General features: G+C 42.1%; 25 protein-coding genes and 1 pseudogene. 16 read left to right on the top strand and 10 right to left on the bottom strand.

Features of this window, described 5'->3' with window-relative positions:
- Positions 1-3,483, top strand: a 3,483-nt coding sequence (gene rpoC, locus ACEYJ7_RS10205) for a DNA-directed RNA polymerase subunit beta' (protein ID WP_373778991.1), incomplete at its 5' end; no start/stop codon positions are given.
- A gap of 107 nt (positions 3,484-3,590) precedes the next feature.
- Here the strand turns inward: rpoC and ACEYJ7_RS10200 are convergent.
- From ACEYJ7_RS10200 to ACEYJ7_RS10160, 9 genes and pseudogenes are all read right to left on the bottom strand, one after another.
- Positions 3,591-4,580 (bottom strand): HPr family phosphocarrier protein, encoded by a 990-nt coding sequence (locus ACEYJ7_RS10200; protein ID WP_373778993.1) that lies wholly within the window; start codon positions 4,578-4,580, stop codon positions 3,591-3,593.
- Positions 4,581-4,976 (bottom strand): annotated as a pseudogene (gene dhaM / locus ACEYJ7_RS10195) (dihydroxyacetone kinase phosphoryl donor subunit DhaM); the annotation flags it as partial.
- Positions 4,969-5,577 (bottom strand): dihydroxyacetone kinase subunit DhaL, encoded by a 609-nt coding sequence (dhaL, locus tag ACEYJ7_RS10190; RefSeq protein WP_373778990.1) that lies wholly within the window; start codon positions 5,575-5,577, stop codon positions 4,969-4,971. The gene dhaL and the pseudogene dhaM, both read right to left, overlap by 8 nt.
- Positions 5,578-5,596: 19 nt before the next feature.
- Positions 5,597-6,661, bottom strand: a complete 1,065-nt coding sequence (gene dhaK, locus ACEYJ7_RS10185) for a dihydroxyacetone kinase subunit DhaK (RefSeq protein ID WP_373778989.1) — start codon at positions 6,659-6,661, stop codon at positions 5,597-5,599.
- 131 nt (positions 6,662-6,792) lie between these two features.
- On the bottom strand, positions 6,793-7,653 hold the full coding sequence (gene pdxY / locus ACEYJ7_RS10180; RefSeq protein ID WP_373778988.1) for a pyridoxal kinase PdxY: 861 nt from the start codon (positions 7,651-7,653) through the stop codon (positions 6,793-6,795).
- Positions 7,654-7,658: 5 nt separating this feature from the next.
- Positions 7,659-8,384 (bottom strand): DUF4850 domain-containing protein, encoded by a 726-nt coding sequence (locus ACEYJ7_RS10175; RefSeq protein WP_373778987.1) that lies wholly within the window; start codon positions 8,382-8,384, stop codon positions 7,659-7,661.
- Between the two features lie 81 nt (positions 8,385-8,465).
- Positions 8,466-9,419, bottom strand: coding sequence for an acetyl-CoA carboxylase carboxyl transferase subunit alpha (accA, locus tag ACEYJ7_RS10170; RefSeq protein WP_373778986.1), 954 nt, complete (start codon positions 9,417-9,419; stop codon positions 8,466-8,468).
- 128 nt (positions 9,420-9,547) lie between these two features.
- Complete coding sequence (locus tag ACEYJ7_RS10165; RefSeq protein WP_373778985.1) at positions 9,548-10,954, bottom strand: multicopper oxidase domain-containing protein; 1,407 nt, start codon at positions 10,952-10,954, stop codon at positions 9,548-9,550.
- A gap of 1 nt (position 10,955) precedes the next feature.
- Positions 10,956-11,678, bottom strand: coding sequence for a 1-acylglycerol-3-phosphate O-acyltransferase (locus ACEYJ7_RS10160; RefSeq protein ID WP_373778984.1), 723 nt, complete (start codon positions 11,676-11,678; stop codon positions 10,956-10,958).
- Between the two features lie 160 nt (positions 11,679-11,838).
- Between ACEYJ7_RS10160 and tpx the strand changes: the two genes are divergently transcribed.
- The 8 genes from tpx (at position 11,839) to ACEYJ7_RS10120 (ending at position 17,938) form a co-directional block, all read left to right on the top strand.
- Complete coding sequence (gene tpx, locus ACEYJ7_RS10155) at positions 11,839-12,336, top strand: thiol peroxidase (RefSeq protein ID WP_373778983.1); 498 nt, start codon at positions 11,839-11,841, stop codon at positions 12,334-12,336.
- 560 nt (positions 12,337-12,896) lie between these two features.
- Positions 12,897-13,484 (top strand): RNA pyrophosphohydrolase, encoded by a 588-nt coding sequence (gene rppH / locus ACEYJ7_RS10150; protein WP_373778982.1) that lies wholly within the window; start codon positions 12,897-12,899, stop codon positions 13,482-13,484.
- A 1-nt stretch (position 13,485) separates the two neighbouring features.
- The gene (locus tag ACEYJ7_RS10145) at positions 13,486-14,277 is read left to right on the top strand and encodes a sulfite exporter TauE/SafE family protein (RefSeq protein ID WP_373778981.1); all 792 of its coding nucleotides are present in this window, start codon (positions 13,486-13,488) and stop codon (positions 14,275-14,277) included.
- Positions 14,278-14,288: 11 nt separating this feature from the next.
- Positions 14,289-15,098: a prolipoprotein diacylglyceryl transferase gene (gene lgt / locus ACEYJ7_RS10140; protein ID WP_373778980.1), complete on the top strand. Its 810-nt coding sequence runs from the start codon at positions 14,289-14,291 to the stop codon at positions 15,096-15,098.
- A gap of 59 nt (positions 15,099-15,157) precedes the next feature.
- Positions 15,158-15,565, top strand: a complete 408-nt coding sequence (locus ACEYJ7_RS10135; protein ID WP_373778979.1) for a hypothetical protein — start codon at positions 15,158-15,160, stop codon at positions 15,563-15,565.
- Between the two features lie 14 nt (positions 15,566-15,579).
- Positions 15,580-16,257: a phosphoglycolate phosphatase gene (locus ACEYJ7_RS10130; protein ID WP_373778992.1), complete on the top strand. Its 678-nt coding sequence runs from the start codon at positions 15,580-15,582 to the stop codon at positions 16,255-16,257.
- A 248-nt stretch (positions 16,258-16,505) separates the two neighbouring features.
- A complete protein-coding gene (gene trpS, locus ACEYJ7_RS10125; protein WP_373778978.1) occupies positions 16,506-17,534 on the top strand; it encodes a tryptophan--tRNA ligase in 1,029 nt (342 codons plus the stop codon).
- A 23-nt stretch (positions 17,535-17,557) separates the two neighbouring features.
- On the top strand, positions 17,558-17,938 hold the full coding sequence (locus tag ACEYJ7_RS10120; protein ID WP_373778977.1) for a VOC family protein: 381 nt from the start codon (positions 17,558-17,560) through the stop codon (positions 17,936-17,938).
- A gap of 48 nt (positions 17,939-17,986) precedes the next feature.
- Here ACEYJ7_RS10120 and ACEYJ7_RS10115 read toward each other — a convergent pair whose 3' ends face one another.
- On the bottom strand, positions 17,987-19,192 hold the full coding sequence (locus tag ACEYJ7_RS10115) for a JmjC domain-containing protein (protein ID WP_373778976.1): 1,206 nt from the start codon (positions 19,190-19,192) through the stop codon (positions 17,987-17,989).
- A 216-nt stretch (positions 19,193-19,408) separates the two neighbouring features.
- Here ACEYJ7_RS10115 and ACEYJ7_RS10110 point away from each other — a divergent pair, with 216 nt between their 5' ends.
- The 7 genes from ACEYJ7_RS10110 to ACEYJ7_RS10080 all read left to right on the top strand — a co-directional run bounded on the left by ACEYJ7_RS10110 (position 19,409) and on the right by ACEYJ7_RS10080 (position 24,803).
- Complete coding sequence (locus tag ACEYJ7_RS10110; RefSeq protein WP_373778975.1) at positions 19,409-20,968, top strand: AbgT family transporter; 1,560 nt, start codon at positions 19,409-19,411, stop codon at positions 20,966-20,968.
- 133 nt (positions 20,969-21,101) lie between these two features.
- Positions 21,102-22,010 (top strand): glycine--tRNA ligase subunit alpha, encoded by a 909-nt coding sequence (gene glyQ / locus ACEYJ7_RS10105; RefSeq protein ID WP_373778974.1) that lies wholly within the window; start codon positions 21,102-21,104, stop codon positions 22,008-22,010.
- A 54-nt stretch (positions 22,011-22,064) separates the two neighbouring features.
- The gene (locus tag ACEYJ7_RS10100) at positions 22,065-22,721 is read left to right on the top strand and encodes an FABP family protein (RefSeq protein WP_373778973.1); all 657 of its coding nucleotides are present in this window, start codon (positions 22,065-22,067) and stop codon (positions 22,719-22,721) included.
- A gap of 14 nt (positions 22,722-22,735) precedes the next feature.
- Complete coding sequence (locus tag ACEYJ7_RS10095) at positions 22,736-23,002, top strand: hypothetical protein (RefSeq protein WP_373778972.1); 267 nt, start codon at positions 22,736-22,738, stop codon at positions 23,000-23,002.
- Positions 23,003-23,085: 83 nt separating this feature from the next.
- Complete coding sequence (locus tag ACEYJ7_RS10090; RefSeq protein WP_373778971.1) at positions 23,086-23,958, top strand: PIN domain-containing protein; 873 nt, start codon at positions 23,086-23,088, stop codon at positions 23,956-23,958.
- Positions 23,959-23,997: 39 nt separating this feature from the next.
- Entirely contained in the window at positions 23,998-24,210 is a 213-nt protein-coding gene (locus ACEYJ7_RS10085; RefSeq protein WP_373778970.1) for a hypothetical protein, read from the top strand.
- Positions 24,211-24,431: 221 nt separating this feature from the next.
- A complete protein-coding gene (locus tag ACEYJ7_RS10080; RefSeq protein ID WP_373778969.1) occupies positions 24,432-24,803 on the top strand; it encodes an endonuclease domain-containing protein in 372 nt (123 codons plus the stop codon).
- The last annotated feature ends 430 nt before the right edge of the window (positions 24,804-25,233 follow it).

The following is a 25,233-nucleotide window of genomic DNA, read 5'->3' as shown; positions in this document are numbered from 1 at the left end:
GATTTATATCGCCGTGTTATTAACCGTAACAACCGTTTAAAACGTCTTTTAGACTTAATCGCACCGGATATTATCGTGCGTAACGAAAAACGTATGTTACAAGAATCGGTTGATGCGTTATTAGATAACGGTCGTCGTGGTCGTGCGATTACGGGTTCGAACAAGCGTCCATTAAAATCACTTGCGGATATGATCAAAGGTAAACAAGGTCGTTTTCGTCAAAACTTATTAGGTAAACGTGTAGATTACTCCGGTCGTTCAGTAATCACCGTAGGTCCATACCTACGCTTACACCAATGTGGTTTACCGAAAAAAATGGCGTTGGAATTATTCCGTCCGTTTATCTACTCTAAATTAGAAAGCCGTGGCATTGCTTCAACGATCAAAGCGGCGAAGAAAATGGTAGAGCGTGAAGATCCGATTGTATGGGATATTCTTGCTGAAGTTATCCGTGAACACCCGATCCTGCTTAACCGTGCACCAACACTTCACCGTTTGGGTATCCAAGCGTTTGAACCGTTGTTGATTGAAGGTAAAGCTATCCAGTTACACCCACTTGTGTGTGCGGCGTTCAACGCGGACTTCGACGGTGACCAAATGGCGGTACACGTTCCATTAACGCTTGAAGCACAGTTAGAAGCACGTGCGTTAATGATGTCCACCAACAACGTACTTTCACCGGCAAACGGTGATCCGATTATCGTACCAAGCCAAGACGTGGTTCTCGGTCTTTATTATATGACCCGTGACAAAGTGAACGGTAAAGGTGAAGGTATGTACTTCCTTGATCCACGTGAAGCGGAAAAAGCCTACCGTACAGGTCAAGCGGAATTACATTCCCGTGTAAAAGTACGTGTAACCGAATACAGCAAAAATGAACAAGGTGGCTATGACTCGCAAAGTAGCTTAGTGGATACCACAATCGGTCGTGCGATCTTATGGATGATTGCACCGAAAGGTATGCCGTTTGCACTGTTCAATCAAACCTTAGGCAAAAAAGCGATCTCAAAATTAATCAATGAAAGCTACCGCCGTTTAGGTTTAAAAGAAGCGGTAATTTTTGCAGACCAAATTATGTATACCGGTTTTGCTTATGCGGCTCGTTCAGGTTCTTCTGTCGGTATCGATGATATGGTTATTCCGCAACAGAAATACGAAATCATTTCTGCAGCGGCAGACGAAGTCGCAGAAATTCAGGAACAGTTTAATTCCGGTCTTGTAACTGCGGGTGAACGTTATAACAAAGTGATCGATATTTGGGCAGCGGCTAACGAACGTGTTGCCAAAGCGATGATGGAAAATTTATCCACGGAAGAAGTGTTAAACCGTGAAGGTAATCCTGAAAAACAAGCGTCATTTAACAGCATCTTTATGATGGCGGACTCTGGTGCGCGTGGTTCTGCGGCACAGATTCGTCAGTTAGCGGGTATGCGTGGCTTGATGGCTCGTCCAGACGGTTCGATCATCGAAACCCCAATTACTGCAAACTTCCGTGAAGGTTTGAACGTTCTTCAGTACTTTATTTCAACCCACGGTGCACGTAAAGGCCTTGCGGATACCGCATTAAAAACAGCAAACTCAGGTTACTTAACCCGTCGTTTAGTTGATGTGGCACAAGACTTAGTGATTGTAGAAGATGACTGTGGTACACACGAAGGTATCGTGATGACCCCACTTATCGAAGGTGGTGACGTAAAAGAAGCATTGCGTGATCGTGTATTAGGTCGTGTGGTAGCAGAGGACGTATTCAAACCGGGTACAGAAGAAGTGTTAATCCCACGTAACACCTTAATTGATGAAAAATGGTGTGATGTGATCGACCGTGAATCTGTTGATGTCATCAAAGTTCGCTCAGTAGTAACCTGTAACACTGACTTCGGTGTGTGTGCGAAATGTTACGGACGTGATCTTGCTCGTGGTCATTTAATCAACCAAGGTGAAGCAATCGGTGTTATTGCGGCACAGTCAATCGGTGAGCCGGGTACACAGTTAACGATGCGTACGTTCCATATCGGTGGTGCGGCATCTGCGGCGGCGAAAGAGTCAAGTATCCAAGTGAAAAATACGGGTACGATTAAATTAACCAACGCAAAATTTGTGACCAATAAAGAAGGTAAATTAGTATTAACATCACGTAATACAGAATTAACGGTAATCGATGCATTCGGTCGTACTAAAGAAAACTATAAAGTACCTTACGGTGCGGTACTTTCTAAAGGTGACGGTGCAGAGGTCAATGCTGGTGAAGTAGTTGCAAACTGGGATCCGCATACCATGCCTATCATTTCTGAGGTGAGCGGTTTCATTAAATTCAGTGATATCGTAGACGGCTTAACCGTTTCTCGTCAAACTGATGAACTAACCGGCTTGTCTTCCGTTGTGGTACAGGATGTGGGTGAACGTGCAACAGCAGGTAAAGATTTACGTCCTGCATTAAAATTAGTTGATGCGAAAGGCAAAGAAATCTTAATCGATGGTACCGATGTTGCTGCACAATATTTCCTGCCGGGTAAAGCGATTGTAACTTTAAACGATGGTGCGGAAATTTCTGTGGGTGAAGCGCTAGCACGTATTCCACAAGAATCCACGGCGACGAAGGATATTACCGGTGGTCTTCCACGCGTTGCAGACTTATTTGAAGCCCGTAAACCGAAAGAACCGGCCATCCTTGCGGAAATTTCAGGTATCGTTTCATTTGGTAAAGAAACCAAAGGCAAACGCCGCTTGTTAATCACTCCGACCGAAGGTGATACTTACGAAGAAATGATCCCGAAATGGCGTCAGCTCAACGTGTTTGAAGGCGAAATGGTACAACGCGGTGATGTGATCTCTGACGGGGCGGAAACACCGCATGATATCTTGCGTTTACGTGGTGTTCATGCTGTAACCGACTATATTGTCAACGAAGTGCAAGAAGTTTACCGCTTACAAGGGGTAAAAATTAATGATAAGCACATTGAGGTTATCGTGCGTCAAATGTTGCGTAAAGGTGTGATCACTAAAGCTTACGATTCTGAGTTCTTAGAAGGCGAGCAAGTGGAAGTCGCGCGAGTGAAAATCGCCAACCGCAAACGTATTGCTGAAGGCAAACCGGAAGTGGAATTTGAACGTGAATTGCTCGGTATTACCAAAGCATCACTTGCGACAGAATCCTTCATTTCTGCGGCATCGTTCCAAGAAACTACTCGAGTGCTTACCGAAGCAGCGGTTGCGGGTAAACGTGACGAATTACGTGGCTTAAAAGAGAACGTCATTGTCGGTCGTTTAATCCCGGCGGGTACCGGTTTTGCTTATCATCAAAACCGTTCGAAAAAACGTGTAGCGGATGAGCCTGTATCTATGTTCAATGTGCAGCAATCGGCAGCTTCAGCTTTCGCAAGTGCAGAAGATATCGAAGCAGAAACACAAAGTTTTGTTGCCGATGAAGCGACACATAACCTTGCAGCCTTACTGAATGCCGGTATGGATATGGATGAAGAGTAAGTAGAATAAGTAGAACATCAGCTTATTATTACCTTTGAATAGATAAATCCCTCTGACTTGAAAAAGTCAGAGGGATTTTATTTTGCGTCATCACTGCTGTTTTGTGTTTAAAAGGCTTCAACCGTTCCGTCTAACCAATTAAGTTTGATGTGATCCCCGTTAGTAATCTGTTTCAAACCTTCACCGAGTTGTATTACCATTGGAATCTGTAGCGCTTTGGCGATTAGTGCGGCGTGAGAGAATTCTGAACCGTATACCAAACAGATACCTAAGAACGGGCGATTGAGCAAGCCAACCAGCGTTGACGGATAGAGATCGTCACTGCATAGCAAGTCGGTCGGTTGTAATGCCGGTAAGGTAATGTCAATACCTTGCAAATTGGCAAGTAAGCGATGGGCTAAATCTTCCACATCTATCGCTCTGGCTTGCAGATAAGGGTCATCAAGTTGTCGGTATTGCTCCATTAATGTACCGAACACTTGTTCACAGGCTTCAAATACGTTTTGGGACTTACTCAGGGCTTCAATTTCTTCCTGCATTTCGTTTAATAAAAGACGATGAGCTTGGAACAGAAAACGGAAATCTTCGTCCAATTTCGGATTTGCTTCCAATACTTCAAGCTGTGTTTGAGTGAGTTCAATGGCTTCAGCTAAACTGATACAAGCGGTACGATTGGCGCCATTTTTTGCAAAATTTTGACGGAAACAGACCGCTTGTCCTTCAATTTCATCCGGAAAAATCGAGATACCTTGTTGTTTTTTCGTATCGATAACCCTAATCGCTTCACCAAAATGGTGTGTTGCTAATTGCTCTAAAGCTTTCAACGCTTGTTCGGCATCTTCTCCTTCGGCATAAAAGCGGATCGCTTGTTGGGCACGTACTTGTAGCTGAATGAGTTGATTGTAGCTACGGGCATTGGCAAACTGTTGCGCGCATTTTAACCATACTTGGACTTGAAAAGGACTAATTGCCTCAACAATTTTGGCGGCTGGACGAGCATGAATACCGTGTGGATTTTTAATAATCCAATCGAATGACAGAGCGGAATCAGACGGCAGTTTTTCCTCTTTTGTTTGTTGAACAGGCTCGCTTCCCAACTGGCTACGCTTAGCATTCAATGCATTTTCGGCTTCTGTAATAACCTCTGACAAACCGGCTCCACTGGATGCGGCAACAACCGCAGCTAAAGTACCCTCAACTAATGGTGCAGAGCAGAGCTTGATATTCGGAGTCATTTCAGGATCAAGCAATTCCAATGCCGTTTCTGCACTCAATAAAGCACTGCCGAGATCCATCAGTACCACTACGCCGTCAGGGCTGTAAACCTGTTCTATTGCCGTTAAAATACGCACGGCATCAGTACCGATCGCATTTTCCGGCTCAGACATACCGGCAGCGATCGCTATTTGACAGCCCCGGTTCATCTGTTCTGCCAATTCGGCAACGCCACAAGCAAGTTGATAAGAGTGAGAAACTAATACTACATTAACCATTGATTACCTCATTTAATGCGTGGATCATCAAGTTTGCCGAAGTCGCTCCCGGATCTTGATGCCCGATACTACGTTCACCCAGATAACTGGCCCGCCCTTTTTTGGCTTGGAGCGGAATGGTTCCTTCCAATGCTCTGTCAGCAATGGAAACGGCTTGAGTGAGATCTGCCGTTGTATTTAGCTGCGCGATGATGGGCAACCAGACATCACACATCGTTTTATCACCGATTTCGGCTTTGCCGCGAGCGACGATCCCGTTTACTCCCTCTTCCAACGATTGGGTAAATTCGGTAAACGTCAGGCTCTCTTTATTCGTAGTAGACTGTGCCATTTTCATAAAAAATGTACCGAACAAGGGACCGCTTGCTCCTCCTACGCTGGACAGTAATGTCATACCGACAGTTTTTAGAATGGTGCCGATATCCTTATCGGCAACCGTCGGCAATTTTTCCGTTACCTTACTGAAACCACGTTGCATATTTAAGCCGTGATCGGCATCACCGATAGCGGTATCCAGTTCGGTTAAAAATTGCTGATGTTGATTAAATTTCTCCGCACAGCGTTCTAACCAGCGGAGAATATTGGATTTACTAATTTCCATCAAAGCTCCTTATGCCAAATTACCAATGCAATGCCGGTGTTTTTACCGGTGCATCAAACAGCCCGAGATCACCATCATCTACTTTTAACAGGGTGATCGATATACCTTGCATATCTAACGAGGTACAGAAAGAGCCAATCATAGTTCGTTCAATGCGTAGTCCGAATTGTTCACAATTGTGTTGTAAACGGGCAAAAACACCATAAAGTTCTGAAACCGGTACTGAACCGAGATTGTTAACCATCGCAATAACACGGTTACCATATTGTAGGGCAGTTTTTTGCTGAATTTGTTCCTGCCATTCACCTGTCTCACGATTCCATATGCGAATGGTACGTTGATAGTTACCGTTTTCAATCAGGGTATTGAACATTTGATCGACGGTATCATTGAGATTTTTGAAAGTACGGCGCTCAATTCCCGGTTCGCCGTGAATACCGACGCCAAATTCCATTTCATTTTCAGCAAGAGTGAAGGAGGGTTTACCTGCGGCAGGTACAGTACAAGCACCAAGGGCAATACCGATAGAGTGGCCGTTGTTATTTAATTTATGACCGAGTTCGACCAGTTGATCTAAATCGAGTCCCTGAGCGGAAGCGGCGCCCAATAATTTTTCAATCAATACGGTATTTGCTACGCCACGGCGTCCTGCGGTATAGAGACTGTCTTTTACGGCTACATCATCATCAATCAAAATTGCACCGACTTTTCTGCCTTCACCGTGTAACAATTCGACCGCAGTTTCAAAATTAAGGACGTCACCGGTATAGTTTTTGATAATCAGTAATATACCCTCGCCACTATCGACGGCTAAACCGCATTCATACATTTGATCGGGCGTTGGAGAGGTAAAAATGGCACCGGGGCAAGCACCGTCTAACATACCTTGTCCGACAAAACCGGCGTGCATTGGTTCGTGTCCGCTTCCACCGCCTGAAATTAACGCAACTTTATTGGCAACAGGCGCATCAGTACGGGTAACATAAATCGGATCAGTATGAATCTTTAATTTAGGGTGAGCTAATCCTAAACCGGCTAATTGCTCTGTTAAAACATGCTCAACATCATTAATCAATTTTTTCATAGACAAGGTTCCTTCTGTAAATAAAATTAGAGGAACAATAGCAGAGAATGCGACTGATTTTTGCGATCTCGCTCACAAAATGGGAATTTTGTGAGCGAGAAAGAAGAGAAATGTTTGAAATCAAACAGAGATTAAGCGATTTTTACTGCTTTATAATGACTTTTCGGGCTAATAATTTGGTCACGTGCGGCAATAATTTGTAGCTCATAGCTAGCGTGTTGATAGGTGGTTTCCATTACGGCATTAACCGCATTGGCGGTATGTTCAAAAGCCTCTAAATCTGATTTGTCGTTAAGCAGATTTGCGAGGAATAGCCCTGCAGTTAAATCACCTACACCGACAGGCTCTTTTACAAAGGGATGTAAAGGACGACTAATGTGCCAAATACCCTCTTGATTGGCGAGTAACATTTCAAATTGGCTTGGATCTTTACCGACGCGGTTCAAATGTTTAACCAATACTTTTTTCGGGCCTTTGCTTAAAATGAGTTTAACCGCTTCAAGAGCTTGTTCAAAGTTCTCTACGGTTAATCCGGTGAGTTCGCGTAATTCGACTAAATTGGGTGTAATAATATCTGCTTGTGCCATAGCAAGGTTGATTAATCCTTCTTTTACACCGTCTGCAACAATACAGCCTTTATCAGGATGTCCCATCACCGGATCGCATAGATAAATTGCTTTGGGGTTACGTTGTTTGATTATGTTGAAAGCATTAACGATTTCTTCAACTTGTTCAGCCGAACCGATGTAACCCGATACAACAGCATTGCATTTTTCCAGTGCGCCGATTTCATCGATACCTCGTACGATTTCACCGATCTGTTCTTTGGGGATTACCATGCCTGTCCATTTACCGTATTGAGTGTGATTAGAGAATTGAACGGTATTTAACGCCCATACATCAACACCGAGTAGTTGCATAGGGAATGTTGCTGATTTATTACCGGCATAGCCGTAAACCACATGAGATTGAATGGATAAAATATTTTTCATTATGCTTATTTTTCACTCTTGTTGATAAATTGATTAAGTAACGGATTGGCGAGATCTTGATCTTGGCTTGGTAAGCTGATTTCAGCTTTCCAGAAAGGAAAATCGTCATCTGCGTTGTAGTAGACAACGCCGTCTAAGCGTTGTTTGCCTTGTTCTACGCTGTAAGATATTAAATTCGGTTTTAAACGTACGCTTGTTATCGGCACGTTCGTCGAATCATAAGCTAGAAAACCGTTTTCCTGAGCGTCTTTATACGCTTCAGGGAAAAAGACGGATGCGGCACTTTGCGCACAACCTATACAAGCAGACGTATCATAAAACGTCAGATAACCGTCGCCCTGAGTCGGCGCAAAGCTATAAGATACAGAACCATTGGCTCCGATTCCTCCGTTGATTAATTGCCAATCTTTCGGCACTAATACTGAGCCGTTGGGCATTGCATATAACTGCAATCGACTTAGTATATGAGGTTTGGCTTTGGTAGTCACAGCTCGCGCAGTGAAATTAAGCCATTCGTTTTGGTCGCTTATTACATTGGGAAATGATACGTTAAATGCGGTTAACGTTTGTCCGTTTACGGTGATATTATCTGTGAGAGTAACTTGAGGGATTTCCTGTGTATTATCAGTCGGTTCAAGACTGAAGCGGAATTGATATTGCTCTGCAACGGCGGGGGCGATTAAACCGGCACAAAAAATGCCGACAAAGAAAATATGATTGATTGATTTCATGCTATTTCTCCCCACAGAATTTCTTTTTTCTATGCATCATCAGATAAAAAGAGCGGTAAAAAGACCGCTCTTTGATTCTAATTAGCAATAGCCGTAGTTCATTAATCGTTGGTAACGACGATCAAGCAACGAACCTTGATCGAGAGGTGCCAAATCGGCTAAATCATCAATTAAACGCTGTTTTAAATTTGCTGCCATCTCATCGTAATCACGATGTGCGCCGCCTAAAGGTTCCGGTACGATATTATCAATCAATTCTAACTCTTTTAAGCGCGGAGCGGTTAATCCCATCACTTCTGCCGCCGTTGACGCTTTCTCTGCACTTTTCCATAAGATAGATGCACAGCCTTCCGGCGAAATTACCGAATAGGTGCTGTATTGCAACATATTCACTTTGTCGCCCACGCCGATGGCTAATGCACCGCCTGATCCGCCTTCACCGATAACAGTACAAATTACCGGTACTTTTAACGTAGACATTTCACGCAAGTTACGGGCAATGGCTTCCGATTGACCGCGTTCTTCCGCACCGATACCCGGATAGGCACCTGGCGTGTCAATAAAGGTAATAATCGGTAGATTAAAACGTTCTGCCATTTGCATTAAACGTAATGCTTTACGGTAACCTTCCGGTGCCGGCATACCGAAGTTACGTTTCACTTTGTCTTTTACCGTACGACCTTTTTGGTGACCGATAATCATCACGGGGCGACCGTCTAAACGGGCGATACCGCCGACAATCGCTTTATCGTCTGCAAAAGCACGATCACCGGCAAGCTCGTCGAACTCCGTGAAAATACGTTCGATATAATCTAGCGTGTATGGACGGCTAGGATGGCGGGCCATACGAGAGATTTGCCACGCATCAAGATCAGCGAATGTTTTTTTAGTTAGTTCTTCACTTTTCTTTTGTAAACGTGCAATTTCGTCATCCAAATTGATTTTATCGTCATTGCCTACCGCGGAACGAAGTGCTTCAATTTTTGCTTCAAGTTCTGCAATCGGTAATTCAAAATCTAAATATTCTGTATTCATAGTTTTTCCTATCGGTTTAACGGAACAAAACCATCATATTTTATCAGTGAATGGTGAGAAAAAGTAACAATGCCATCACATTTTGCAAATTTTTTGCAAAATGTCGTACAGATCCGACCGCTTGTAACTTAACTCACCGTAAATTGACCGAGGCAACCTCGGTCTTTCAGCATCAAATCGGAAACGCCGAAAGTAAAAGGTAATTTCTCAGAAGCACTATGTTCGAATTTAATCAATAGCGTGACTTCCTGATCTTTTTCGATCCAGACCGTATCGCGCCAAGCGAGCTGGTTATGTGGCATTTTCTCACGGTTTCGGGTTTCAATAATAAATTTTGCTCCTTGCAAAGTGAAGCCGATGGCTTCGTTACTGCGGATATACCAACGCTCGACACTGCCTTTTTCTACCTCAAAATCAATTCGTTTCGGGTCGAAACGTTGTTGGTTGATCAATCGATCTGTCGGACGCAACGTAAGTTTGCGTTCGGTTGTTACTTTTAAGGCAAATTGTTCTAAATTAAACGGCGGAAGCTGCGGTGTTGTATTAAGTGCCGAAGGTAATCCTTCGGGACGTAGTTCAAGCACGACATTATCCTGCAAGTCGTTGTCATCACTGAAAAACTGTCCGACAGAGTAAAAGAAACCTCGTTCTTCACCACTCATTAAGGAGACTTTTTCACCGTCATTGAGATCGACTAACAGTTCAACCCGTTCCGATGGAGCTAATAAAATGTGCTCCATTTCAATAGGTTCTGCAAACATACCTAGTCCCGTACCAATCTGGTATAGCGGTTTACCGTTATCTAGGCGGAGATCATAAGTCCGTGATAAAGAGGCATTGACCAGACGTAACCGAACCCAACCACGCGGCGCATTGAAATACGGGGATTCTTGCCCGTTTACAAATAATCGTTTGCCAAAAAATTGGGAAGATTGCGTGTTAAGCACTTGTACACCGTTTTTATTAATTTGCTGATCTTGCAGAATTAACGGAATATCATTCACGCCATATTGATTCGGTAACTGCGCCTTGCGACTTTCGTTATCTTCAATAAACCAAAATCCTGCCAAACCGCGATAAACTTGGAAAGCAGAATTAAATAAGGTATCGGCGTGATACCAACAGGTACAAGCAGGTTGATTGACCGATAAAATCGGTGACCAACTTGTTGAGGGTTCCAATTTTCGTTGAACGGAGCCCACCATTTCTGTTGGTGCAAGTAAGCCTTGAATATGAATATTGATCGCTTGGGGTAAACTGTTGATATAGGTGAGTCTGACGAAATCACCGGATTTTACTCGTACTGTCGGTGCAAGATAGCGCCCGTTAGCTCCCCAAACATCGACTAGTTTCCCTTTATCAAATTGTGCTTGTGCAGCACGAAAATCTAATCGTATCGGGCGTCCCCGACCGATATCAATGAGTGGGGGAATACTTAATGCTGCACGTTCTTTCGCTAAAAGTGGTTTTGGCGCCAAGGCTACGACACCGGCTAGGGAAGTGCGTTTGAGAAATTGTCGACGGGAAATTTTCATATTATGTACGTTCAAGTTCAGCAACTTCTTGATCTAATTCAGCTAATTTAGTTTGCATTGCGTTATGGCATTTTTCGATCAACGCTTTAATATTTTCGCGGTTATAACCTGAAGTATCGATCGGATCAAGTGTTTCACAAATCACCACACCGTTATTCCAGCGGTTCAAATCGATTTTGTTATGGGTGGTTGAACAGACAATCGGAACAATCGGTACACCGGCAGCAATGGCGGTATGGAATGCGCCGGTTTTAAACGGTAACAAACCCCGTCCGCGGCTACGGGTACCTTCCGGGAACATCCAAACGGAAACTTGGCGCTGTTTAATGATTTCACCGACCATATTCATGGTGTTGATCGCACTGCTGCGTTTTTCTCGATGAATAAAAATATTACCTGTAGCCCAGTAAACTAAGCCGAAAAACGGAATCCAAATCAGACTTTTTTTGCCGATGCTTACTGTACGTGGCGGTACCATCGATCCAATCGTTACCATATCGTAATTATTTTGATGGTTGCCGATATAGATTGCCGGTTGGGTAATTTCGGGTTTCGGGCGGGTAATCAGTTTAATCCCGAATAACGGATGTAATGCACCGAACATTTTGGCTACAACACCGACGCTACTTGGATGGCGGAGACGAATTAACGCATAAATAGTGCCGACAATCGAAATTAAAATCGCGAGTAATGAGACGATAATAGTGCGGAGAATCTTTAACATATCTTAACCTTTGCGCAAAAATTTGGCGCAAAGTATAACGGAGATAAACACAAATATCCAAAGGATAAACACATTCCTAGACGCTTTATTTCGATTTCCATTTTGTTAAAAAATCGTTATATTGCATAAATCTTTATCACTCAAACAGACAGAGGTATTTATGAATCAAGTTACATTAGCTGGTAATCCAATCAAAATCACGGGACAATTTCCAAAAATCGGTGATGTTGTTGCCGATTTCACCTTGGTAAATAATGGTTTGGCAGACATTGCATTATCGGATTTTGCCGGTAAACGTAAAGTGCTCAACATCTTTCCAAGTATTGATACCGGTGTTTGCGCCACTTCAGTCCGAGTGTTTAACCAAAAGGCGGCGGATTTGGATAATACGATTGTGCTATGTATTTCAGCGGATCTTCCTTTTGCCCAAGCGCGTTTTTGTGGTGCTGAAGGGATTGAAAACGTTCAAACCTTATCGACTTTCCGTCATCATGCTTTCCATCAAGCTGTTGGCGTAGATATTACAACCGGGCCGCTAGCCGGCTTAACGGCTCGTGCTGTGATTGTATTAGATGAAAATAATACAGTTTTACACAGCGAATTAGTGCCGGAAATTAAACAAGAACCGAATTATGATGCAGCTTTAGCGGTATTGTAATGAATATGGGGTGCAGAGAAATGCACCCCGTTTTATATTGAAATGAGTAAATTGGCACAAACTTTCTTCAGATTAAAAAACAAACATCATTTTTCCCCATTTTTTCTTGATAACTAATTATTTGTTTTTATTGATTAAATTTATAGAAAGATAATCTTATTTTTCTTTATACACGATCATTTTCAAGATCTCTCACACAGTTATCCACATTTGATGGGGATAAATGGCTTTCAAATGTGAATAAGTTTAGCAAAATTTAGCAATAGCAGAAAATTTATCCAAGATTGTGAATTAATTCGGCAGTTAAATGTGTATCTATACAGGTTTGACCTCAACAGATCGAATTTGAGCTGATCCTACGATCTTATCTCAGATCAAGGCATTAATGCTTTGTTCACAAAAAGTTATCAACAAATATTCAACTTATCCACAGAGTTATTCACAATTTGCAAAATTTCGAGCAAAACCAACCGCTTGTTTTTAGCTTTCTGTTGTTCAAATGCGTGAAGTATGAAACAATCCACGACCATATTATCATTTTTAAAAGAAGGCGGTCTGAATTGATCGATTTTGATGGTTACCGCCCAAATGTTGGTATCGTAATTTGCAATAAACAGGGACAAGTTCTATGGGCAAAACGGTTTGGTCAGAACTCTTGGCAGTTCCCGCAAGGGGGGATTAACGAGGGGGAAAACATTGAAACAGCAATGTACCGTGAGCTCTATGAAGAAGTCGGTTTATCCAAAAAAGATGTACGATTACTCTGGGCTTCTAAATATTGGTTGAGGTATAAATTGCCGAAGCGTTTGGTGCGTACGGAAAGCTCTCAACCTGTCTGTATCGGGCAAAAGCAGCGTTGGTTTTTGCTACAGCTGGTCAGCGATGAAAGTTTTATCAATTTAAAAGCGAGTAAAACGCCGGAATTTGACGGCTGGCGTTGGGTTAGCTTTTGGTATCCGGTACGTCAAGTCGTTTCATTTAAACGCGATGTGTATCGCAAAGTGATGAAAGAATTTGCGCAAGTATTAATGAGTGAAACGAAAAAGGCAGAGGTGATGAAAGAAGAGCTGAAGTCGGAAAAACGGGACATTCGCCCGGACAAACGCGAACAGCGCAAACCTTATCGAATAAATAAAGGAAAAAGATAAGATGGTTGAGGTTTTTTTAAGTTGTTTGGCTTTAGGTGCGGCAGCGGGTTTTTTAGCCGGGTTATTCGGTATCGGCGGCGGATTAATTATCGTACCGGTTTTAGTTTATTTGCTGCCTAAAGTCGGTGTGCCTCATGATTTGTTGATGTCCATGGCGTTGGGAACCTCTTTTTCTACGATAGTCGTGACCACGTTCTCTGCGGCACAACGTCATAATAAGCTGGGTAACGTTGATTGGAGTGTGGTGAGGTATTTCGTACCGTCATTGATGATTGCCGTGTTCCTTGCCGGATTGGTTGTCAGTGATTTACCGAAAGAAATTATGTCTAAGATCTTTGCGGTCATGGTGCTGTTTTTGGCGACCAAAATGTTATTGTCACTCAAGCCTAAAACGCATACAAAGCCACTGACCACCAAATCAATCGTTATCGCCGGTGGTATTATCGGTGTACTATCCAGTTTTGCCGGTATTGCCGGCGGAGCTTTTATCGTACCGTTTTTAAACGGTCGCGGTGTAGAACTAAAACGCGCAATCGGTACATCGTCTTTTTGTGGCTGCTTACTTGGCATAGCTGCGACAATCAGCTTCATTGTGAGTGGGTTTAATAACCCGAATTTACCGGATTATTCCATCGGTTATATTTATCTTCCTGCATTGTTAGGCATTATTTTGACCTCTTTCTTTACCTCTAAACTAGGTGCGAACGCGGCGAATGTTTTGCCGGTGCCAATCTTGAAGAAAGCCTTTGCTGTGATGTTAATGTTGATTGCAATGAATATGTTTTTTAAATAGTTTGAGGATATATGACTGAACAGTTTTTACTTTTTCCGCAAATCGACCCGATAATTTTCAGTGCCGGTCCAATCACATTACGTTGGTATGGCGTGATGTATCTGTTTGGTTTCGGCTTTGCTTATTGGTTGGGAACCCGTCGTGCGAAAAATTCTAATGGTGTTTGGAGTGTAGAACAAGTCGACCAACTCCTGTTTAATGGCTTTTTAGGTGTGGTGTTAGGCGGAAGAATCGGAGATGTGTTTTTCTATAATTTCGATTATTTCCTGCAAGACCCGCTCTATCTTTTTCGTATTTGGGAAGGCGGGATGTCGTTCCACGGCGGTTTAATCGGGGTGATTGTCTCAATGATTTGGACCTCCCGACGTCAAAATCGCAATTTCTGGCAGACGGCAGATTTTACTGCGCCGTTGATTCCGTTCGGCTTAGGTTTGGGACGTATTGGTAATTTTATTAACAGCGAGCTGTGGGGGCGCGTTACGGATGTGCCTTGGGCAATGGTCGAAAAGTACCCGGACGGTTCATTCAGCCCGCCGCGTCATCCGTCACAACTTTATGAAGCGTTTTTAGAGGGATTGGTTTTATTCTTAATACTAAATTGGTTTATTCGCAAGCCACGCCCGATGGGATCGGTCGCCGGATTATTTTTATTAGGTTACGGCAGTTTCCGTTTTATTGTAGAATATTTCCGCGAATTTGATCCGAATGTGAATACAGCCTCAGATCTGGTTACCCGAGGGCAATTGCTCTCTTTACCAATGGTGATTGGTGGTATTATCATTATCGTATTCGCTTATAAATTGAATAAAAAACCAAATTAATAAAAACCAGATTCAAAAAACAAAGAATGCTCTAACTCATCGTATTTTAAGGAGAAATGATGAAAAGGACTACCTGGCTTTTTAGTTTATGTTTGGCACTCTCCGCATACGCGGATCCTGTTGCCGAAGCATGGGAAGATGCAAACGTCGCCATGAAGCGGGGTGATTTCCAACAAGCGGTTGATGTTTGGTTACCTTTAGCAGAAAAAGGGTGTGCAGGTTCACAGATTCAGCTTGAAAATATTTTTGAGGAAAACATTGCGTTGGCCAAAACCAACTTACAAGCGGTGTATTTTTTCGAAAAAATTGCAAAATATCACGATTCAACCAAACTATTGTTGGCTCGGATTTCGTTAGCTGAAAATGATCAGGAAAATGCGAAGTATTGGCTTGAACAGATTTTGGACTCGGAATTTGATTCTTATAAAGTGCAAGCCGAAGCTCATTTGAGTATGCTTAATCAATAGTAGTGTAATTTATGATGGCTCAAAAGTTTAAATTAATCGGTTTCGATCTGGACGGTACGCTTGTCAACAGCTTGCCTGACTTGGCTCTTTCTCTTAATTCCGCTTTTGCCGAAGTCGGTTTGCCTCAAGCGCCGGAAGAGCAGGTATTGACTTGGATTGGCAATGGCGCCGATGTGTTGTTTGCCAAAGGATTGGAATGGACCGGTAGAGCCGGTGAATTCAGTGAAGTGCAAATCGCACAAATCAAACGCCGCTTCGGGCATTTTTACGGCGAAAACGTGTGTAACATCAGCGTGCTTTATCCTAATGTAAAATCAACATTGGAAACATTACATGCGGAAGGTTATATTCTTGCGGTAGTGACTAACAAACCGACCAAACATGTTCTGCCTGTTCTCAAGGCATTTAAAATCGACCATCTCTTTTCCGAAGCCTTAGGCGGTCAATCTCTCCCTGTGATTAAGCCGCATCCGGCACCGCTTTATTACTTGTGTGGTAAGTTCGGTTTATATCCGTACGAAATACTGTTTGTCGGTGATTCCAAAAATGATATTTTGGCGGCAAAAGCTGCGGGTTGTGCCAGTGTAGGGCTCACTTACGGCTATAACTACAATATCCCAATCAGCGAATCTAATCCGGATTATATTTGTGACGATTTTGCTGAGATTTTGGATATTATCAACAATGCTTAAGCACGTATAAATTTCAGCTCTCGTTTTCCGATGCCGTATCGACAATTTGCATTGGCGATACGGAGTCGGTTCATGGCTTTAGGAAAACACGAACAATCTTCTCCGGTATTCTTCTTTACTCCGAATCCGGCATAACCATTCTCCTACTGGCGAATTTAATCCGTAATTAGATTTGGCAAATTTGCAAATTTCTGCCAAAATCCGACCGCTTGTAATCACAAATCTTAATTTAAACAGAGAACAATAATATGACCAAACCAATTGTATTTAGTGGCGTGCAGCCTTCGGGTGAACTGAGTTTAGGTAACTACCTCGGGGCGTTACGCCAATGGGTGAAAATGCAGGACGATTATGACTGCTTATTTTGTATTGTCGATCTTCATGCAATCACGGTACGCCAAGATCCACAAACATTACGGAAGGCGACGTTGGATACGCTTGCGATCTATCTTGCTTGCGGCATCGATCCTGAAAAAAGCACGATTTTTATTCAATCCCATGTACCTGAACACACTCAACTCGCATGGATTTTAAACTGTTACACCTATTTTGGTGAAATGGGGCGAATGACCCAATTTAAAGATAAATCGGCACGTTATGAAGAAAATGTGAATGTCGGCTTATTTACTTATCCTGTGTTGATGGCGGCAGATATTCTGTTGTATCAAGCTAACCAAGTGCCTGTCGGTGATGATCAAAAGCAACATTTAGAAATTACCCGTGATATTGCCAATCGTTTCAATGCGTTATACGGTAAGAAAGATTCGGAAGGTAATGTGATTGAACCCGTCTTTCAGGTCCCGGAAGTCTTTATTGCTAAAGCCGGTGCGCGCGTGATGTCGTTACTTGAACCGACTAAAAAAATGTCTAAATCGGACGATAATCGCAACAATGTGATTGGCTTATTAGAAGATCCGAAAGCGGTTGCGAAAAAGATCAAAAGGGCGATGACCGATGGCGATGAACCGCCAGTCGTGCGTTATGATGTACAAAATAAAGCGGGTGTATCCAATTTATTGGATATTCTCTCTGCGGTAACGGGGAAATCCATCGCGCAACTTGAATCGGAGTTTACAGGCAAAATGTACGGCCACTTAAAAACCGAAGTGGCAGAACAGGTTTCAGTTTTATTAACCGAATTGCAGGAACGTTATAACCATTATCGCCAAGATGAAGCGTTACTCGAAAAGATTTTTCGCGAAGGAGCTGAAAAAGCACGTGTACGCGCCAAAGCAACATTGGCTGAGGTGTACAAGCTCGTGGGATTTGTTGTATAACGCTTTTATTTTAAGAAGGGCGTATGATTAATATATCACATTTGGATCATTTGGTTTTAACCGTAGCGAATTTAGCACGTAGTATTGAATTCTACACTACGGTTTTAGGCTTTAAACTGGTTACTTTCGGAGAAAATAGGAAAGCGCTCGTTTTTGGGCAACAAAAAATTAATTTGCATCAAAAAGGTGATGAGGTAAAACCAAATGCCAAAGTCGCAACTTGCGGCAGTGCGGATTTATGTTTTATTACCACAACGGATTTAAATGAGGTACTGAACCATTTGGCTCGGCATCATATCATTCCCGAAAGCAGTATTGTACAAAGAACGGGTGCAGTTGGTACGATACATTCGATCTATTTGCGTGATCCTGACGGTAATCTTCTCGAAATCAGCCGTTATTAATTAAAAAGCCTTTGTTTTCAAAGGCTTTTTGGTTAAAAGGTAAGGGTGTTATTCCCCTTCTTCCAATACGATCCAACCGTTATCTAACCAATCACATAGGCTGTCTAACAATAGTTCGAGTTCGTCTTGGTTTTCCACTTTTGATGCCAATTTATTCCAAGAAATCGCATCTCCGTTTGCAATACGGATTAATAACTTCGATTCAGCTTCGCTGAGTTCATCAATCCATTCACCGTTGATATAAATGCGTAATGGAGTTTCGGTATAGAGAATTTTCACGTTTGCATCTTGCTGTACCCAACCGCCGGCTTCTAACAAGTCTTGGACTTCATCCGGATAATATTCATTTTCGTTGGAAAGTTGTTCATAACGGCGTGAACTTGCTGCAACGGCAACACTATGGGTAAACAAGGCATCTAATTGATCGGAGTTTTGTAACAAGTCGATCACTTGTTGTTTAAAATTAGCTACGACTTCAGGGGTAAGCAATGCATTCGGTTGTACTGACGGAGTGAGGCGTAATGGCACGGTAAATTGTGATGTCGGTAAACCGTCAACTTGACATTCGATGGTTTGGCAAAGATTGGCAAGTAAATCAGTCGCACTTGGATAGCGTAATCCGAATGAGAAAGTTAAGCAATCATCTTGTGCCACACCGTAATGCGACAGACGTGATGGCACATAGAGTACATCACCCGGTGCAAGCACTTCGTCAAAAATAATTTCGCCCATATCGTCAAAAATACGGATAGGCTGGTTAGGTTTAAATTCGGTGCTCGGATCACACCATTTACCGAGCTGCCAACGGCGATGACCGTAACCTTGTACAAGGAAAACATCGTATTCGTCATAATGTTTACCGACAGAACCGCCGGCCGGTGCATAAGAGACCATAATATCATCACGTTGCCATTGCGGTACATAACCGAATGCTTGCCATAAACTACCCAGTTCAGGCGACCACTGTTCTAAATTTTGAATGAGTACGGACCACCGTTCCGGCAGATTTTGAAAATCTTCTTCGGTTAACGGACTACGCTTGAGCGACCATTCTTCACCCTCTTCAGTTTGGCGGGTTTCGATTAAGCGTGAGATGACATATTCTTCCTGCGCGAAGTCGATAATATCTTCCGGCTCGAATAATCCGACGATTTGCGGCAAGCCGTTGCGAATTACAAGCGGTCGTTTTTGCCAATAATTTTGCAAAAAATCTTCGGGAGTAATATTTTCAGGTAAGCAGAACGGGATATTCATAGTCGGCTCCTTAGTAGCATTATCAGAGATTGCATTCTATCAATCAGTATTCCTGTTGCCAAATAAGTCGCACTATTTTGCTTCTTTTTTTGTTATCCGGATCACATTTCTGTGTAAATTTTAACTTATCTTTGCTTGTTTTCTGAATTATGTTAAGAAGTTGTGAAATAATCTAACTTGCTTTAAATGTAGGGTTATTTCAATAAGGAAAAAATTATGTCAGAAAATCAAGTAAAATCAGGTCGCATTCAGCGATTTCTGAAAGGCGTTGAGTGGCTGGGTAATCTTCTCCCACACCCAATTATCCTATTTATGATCATGTGCTGTATTTTGATCATTATTTCCGCCATTTTGTCTTCCATGGGTGTGAGTGTTCAAGACCCGCGCCCTGCGGCAAAAGGTGCAATTGAAGTGCGCAACCTATTAAGTGCCGAAGGTGTTGCTTATATGGTCAGTAGTTTGGTGAAAAACTTTACAGGTTTTGCGCCTTTAGGAACGGTTTTGGTCGCCATGCTTGGCGTCGGAATCGCCGAAGCGTCAGGCATGATTTCGGCAGCGCTGCGCGGTTTGGTGATCGGTGCACCGAAAAAATTAGTGACCTTTACGGTGGTATTTGCAGGGGTGATGTCAAATACTGCTGCAGAACTTGGCTATGTCGTGCTGATTCCGTTAGCGGCAATGATTTTCCATGCATTAGGTCGTCATCCGCTTGCCGGTTTGGCAGCTGCCTTTGCCGGGGTTTCAGGCGGGTATAGTGCAAATTTATTGCTTGGTACCGTAGATCCTCTTCTTTCAGGGATTACCCAAGAAGCGGCTCGTTTAATCGATCCAAACTATGTGGTTGGTCCTGAGGCGAACTGGTACTTTATGTTTATCAGTACTTTCTTGGTGTCCGGTATCGGTTACTTTGTGACAGAGAAGATTGTTGAACCTCAATTAGGTAAATATAATCCAAACGATGCCTCTGACACCTCTGTTCTTGACAATAAAATCGAAAAACTGACCGCTCAAGAGAAAAAAGGCTTAGTATGGGCGGGCGTTGCCATGCTGATTTTTTCATTACTATTGGCTTGGTCTGTTGTCCCGGCAGACGGTATCTTACGTAATCCGAAAACTGGATTAGTTGCGGGTTCACCATTCTTACACGGTATTGTCGTCTTCATTTTTATCTTCTTTGCGATTCCGGGTTATATTTACGGACGTGTGGCGGGCACCATGAAAGGTAATCAAGATGTGGTGAAAGCGATGTCTAGCAGCATGGGCTCAATGGGAATGTACATTGTACTGGTCTTCTTTGCCGCACAATTTGTAGCCTTTTTCGGTTGGACGAATTTAGGTTCAATTGTGGCAGTCAAAGGCGCACAACTCTTAACGGATTTAGGACTAACCGGTCCATTACTCTTCATTGGATTTATCTTCATCTGTACGTTCATTAATCTAATGATTTCATCGGCTTCCGCACAGTGGGCATTAACCGCACCGATTTTTGTGCCGATGCTGATGTTAGTCGGCTATGCGCCTGAAATTATTCAAACGGCATACCGTATCGGAGACTCATCAACGAATATCATCACGCCAATGATGAGCTACTTCGGTTTAATTATGGCTGTTGCAGTGCGCTATAAGAAAGATACCGGTGTCGGAACCCTCATGGCAATGATGATTCCATACTCTTTCTTATTCCTTGTCGGTTGGACATTACTCTTCTTCATTTGGGTATTCGTACTCGGTTTACCGGTCGGCCCGGGGTCAAATACCTTCTACCCGGCTCCATAATTTTATTTTCTATCAAAGAGCAAGGCGAAAAACCTTGCTCTTTTTCTTTATAAATTGCAAAAAATTCCCAAAATCTGACCGCTTGTCGGCTATAATAGCCCGCATTTTTGAATGAATTTTTAGGAAAAAGACAATGACAGCGAAATTTAACGTGAAAACTTTCCAAGGTATGATTTTAGCCCTACAAGATTATTGGGCGAACCAAGGTTGCACCGTTGTTCAACCATTCGATATGGAAGTCGGTGCGGGTACATCCCACCCGATGACTTGTTTGCGTGCCTTAGGCCCTGAGCCGATGGCGTTTGCTTATGTTCAGCCTTCACGTCGCCCGACTGACGGTCGCTATGGCGAAAACCCGAACCGTTTACAACACTACTATCAATTCCAAGTGGTGATCAAACCATCACCAGATAACATTCAAGAACTCTATTTAGACAGCCTGAAAATGCTAGGTTTTGACCCAACGCAAAACGACATTCGTTTTGTGGAAGACAACTGGGAAAACCCAACGCTAGGGGCTTGGGGCTTAGGCTGGGAAGTGTGGCTAAACGGTATGGAAGTCACCCAATTTACCTACTTCCAACAAGTGGGCGGTTTAGAGTGTAAACCGGTAACAGGCGAAATCACTTACGGCTTAGAGCGTTTAGCAATGTACATTCAAGGCGTGGACAGCGTATATAATCTTGTTTGGTCGGACGGTCCGCTTGGTAAAACCACTTACGGCGATGTGTTCCACCAAAACGAAGTGGAGCAATCTACTTACAACTTTGAATATGCGAATACGGATTTCTTATTCTACTGCTTCGATCAATACGAAAAAGAAGCGCAAGAATTATTGGCACTAGAAAAACCGTTACCATTACCGGCTTACGAACGTATCTTAAAAGCCGCACACAGCTTTAACTTACTCGACGCTCGCAAAGCGATCTCTGTGACCGAACGCCAACGCTACATTTTACGCATTCGCACCTTAACCAAAGGCGTGGCGGAAGCATACTACGCAAGCCGTGAAGCGTTAGGGTTCCCGGGTTGTAAAAAATAATTCTGCAAAACTGTCAAAAAACAGACCGCACTTTAGCTTAATGAGGATAATACAATGAAAGATTATCAATATCCGACGGATATTTATACCGAAGCAGAGCCTGATGTAAATACCTTAGCAAATTTAGGACCGCTTGCTGCGATGGCTGGAATTTGGGAAGGGAAGCGAGGCTTGGATATTAATCCAAAAGCGGAAGGACCGGAAAAAGATCCTTATCTAGAGCGTTATGAATTGCAACCTATTGATGCGCAAACCAACGGTCCTCAGTTATTCTACGGTTTACGTTATCACACACGTATTGTTCAACCGAACGAAGTGGAAACTTTTCACGATCAGGTCGGTTATTGGTTATGGGAGCCTGCAACCGGTAATATTATTCTGACTTTAAGTATTCCGCGCGGGCAAACGGTAATGGCGACAGGGAATGCACCGGCTGATGCGAAAGAATTTACCGTAAAGGCAGTAAGAGGTTCACTGACAAACGGTATTATTTCAAACCCATTTATTGAGCAAAACTTTACCACAGAAAGCTATACCATTAAGGTAAAAATCAATGATGACGGCACTTGGTCTTACGAACAAGATACAGTAATGATTATCCCGAATTATCCTGAACCGTTCCATCATACGGATCGCAATCGTCTAACGAAAATTGCTGAACCAACACCAAACCCAACAGCATTAGCGGTGCAACAAGAGATAAAAAAATAGGAAGGGATAATATCATGACTAAACCAGTTTTATACTTTGCCCATTGGTGCCCCGACACCGCCCCGTTTGTTGCTGAATTACAACGTTTAGGCGTGGACTACGAAGCTGTGGATATTACCCAAAGCGGTGCAAATTTTAAACCGTTTCTCAGATTGCGTGATCGCCACCCTGCTTTTGATCACGCCAAAGCAAATGGTTATATCGGTATTCCTGCGTTGGTATTGGAAGATGAGAGAGTGGTGTTGGAGTTGGGAAATTTGGTAGAAGTGAAACCGAAGTGAGAAATAAAATAACAAGCGGTCGAATTTCACTAAAAATTTACATAAAAAGACCGCACTTTTAGTTTTGGTATCTAAGGGAAAATATGAAGTATGCTTTTATTGATTATGAGAATTTAAATTCTCTAGATGGTTTAGAATTACAAAAATATAACCGTATTTTTCTATTTATTGGTGCATCAAGTAATCAAACAGAAATTCATTTGTCAGAAAAATTTAATGATGAATTACAGATTACATTGATTACAGTAAAAGATATTGCGAAAAATAATGTGGATTTTCATATCGCTTATTATTTAGGTAAGTTGGATGTGACGGTAGATAAAAATGTTGAGTTTCATATTTTTTCTAAAGATAAAGGCTATGACGGGGTTTGTTCATTTATTCAGCAGCAGAAAAACTCAAGAGTTTGCGTTAGACATACTCCTATTATTGAAGAAATTAAGCCTAATGAATCAATAACGATAGAGGAAGAACCTATAAAACAGGCATTTAATGAGTATGTTAATTTTATGGCTGGAATTAATGTGACCAATCTTCCTTCTAAGTTAGAAAGTTTGCGAAATAATATCCATAACAAAACTTGCCTAAAAGCACTGGATAAAAGTAAAGAAATACAGAAAATACAAAAAGTGGTTAATTTACTTATTTCAGCTGGCTTGATTAAAATAGAAAATAATAAAGTAATTTATTTAAATTCTATAGAGTATAAAAGTGATAGTAGAAAAATATTGATTGAACAAGCCTTTTTGCAATACCAGTCTTATATGACTAAAACTGAATTAAAACATTATCCTAATAATTTACTTACATTACGTAATAATGTGTATAACCAGACGGATTTGAAATCTCTTGATTGGGAAGAGGCTGAAAAATTAGTAATCAAAATTATCAATAAATTACGTAATGCTAAAGTATTAAACTTTAATATGGAGAATAATAAGGTTACTTATTTGTAGTACCAAGTGGTGAAAAATTAAAGTATTTGGAACTAAAAGATGAATAATCTTCAAACCACCACCGACAACTTAATCCTCACCATCGCCCAAATTATCGAACAGGCGAAAAACCAAGTTCGCCAAACGTTTCCAAATCGTGACGCAGTGCGTCTCGAATTGAGTTGGATGCATTTTAAACAGATTATTCATATTGATGATGTAGTGGAAGCAATTTATCAGTATTTGAGTGAGATAAAAGCGGAAGAAGAATAGCGTAATTTCTTCGGAAATAGGTTCTGCCAAATCTCCCCTAGCCCCTCTTTGCTAAAGAGGGGAACTGGTTCAGATGAAGATTAGATATCGAAGTTCTTCAAAATGATTTTTAATTTTTCAGATGAATAGGAAGTTCTCCCGATCTAATCCCCCTCTTTAGCAAAGAGGGGCTAGGGGAGATTTGGCAGAAGTGATGACAAAGAGCATAATTAACTAAAACGATGAAACCTTACTCAAGAGATCTCAAACCACTTTCGCAAAAATTACGCTCTACACAAACGGAAGCGGAGCGTAAGTCATGGCACAGGATAAATCGGGATCAGCTGTTAGGATTTCACTTTAATCGACAAAAGCCCCTTTTAAGTTATATTGTGGATTTTTATTGCTTGAAAGCAAAGTTAGTGGTTGAGCTAGACGGTAGCCAGCATTATGAGCCGGATTATCAAGAAAAAGATCGTTTACGAGATACGGAGCTAAATTCTCTCGGTTTTACGGTGATGAGATTTGATAATCATAGTGTAATGACAAATATTGATGGTGTAGTGGAAGCAATTTATCAGTATTTGAGTGAGATAAAAGCAGAAGAAAAATAGCGTAATTTCTTCGGAAATAGCTTCTGCCAAATCTCCCCTAACCCCTCTTTGCTAAAGAGGGGAACTGGTTCAGATGAAGATTAAATATCGAAGTTCTTCAAAATGATTTTTAATTTTTCAGATGAATAGGAAGTTCTCCCGATCTAATCCCCCTCTTTGAGCCTTGAGGGATTAGGGGAGATTTGGCAGTAGTGAAAACGAAGTGAGAGAGCAAACAAGCGGTCAGATTTTGTCTGAAATTTGCAAAAATTCAAAATGATAATGTCCTACTCTGCTGAGTATTATCTGGGGTTTTAAAGGAAAGAAATAATGAAACAACATCTCTATCAAGTTATTGTGAAATGGGTTGGAAATTTAGGCTCGGGTACCTCATCTTATACTACCTATGGGAGGGATTTTATTGTTTCGGCATCTCATAAACCCGATATTT

It is taken from the genome of Glaesserella sp. (assembly GCF_041814905.1).
GTDB lineage: Bacteria > Pseudomonadota > Gammaproteobacteria > Enterobacterales > Pasteurellaceae > Glaesserella.
This window is presented reverse-complemented; position numbering and strand designations above follow the sequence as displayed.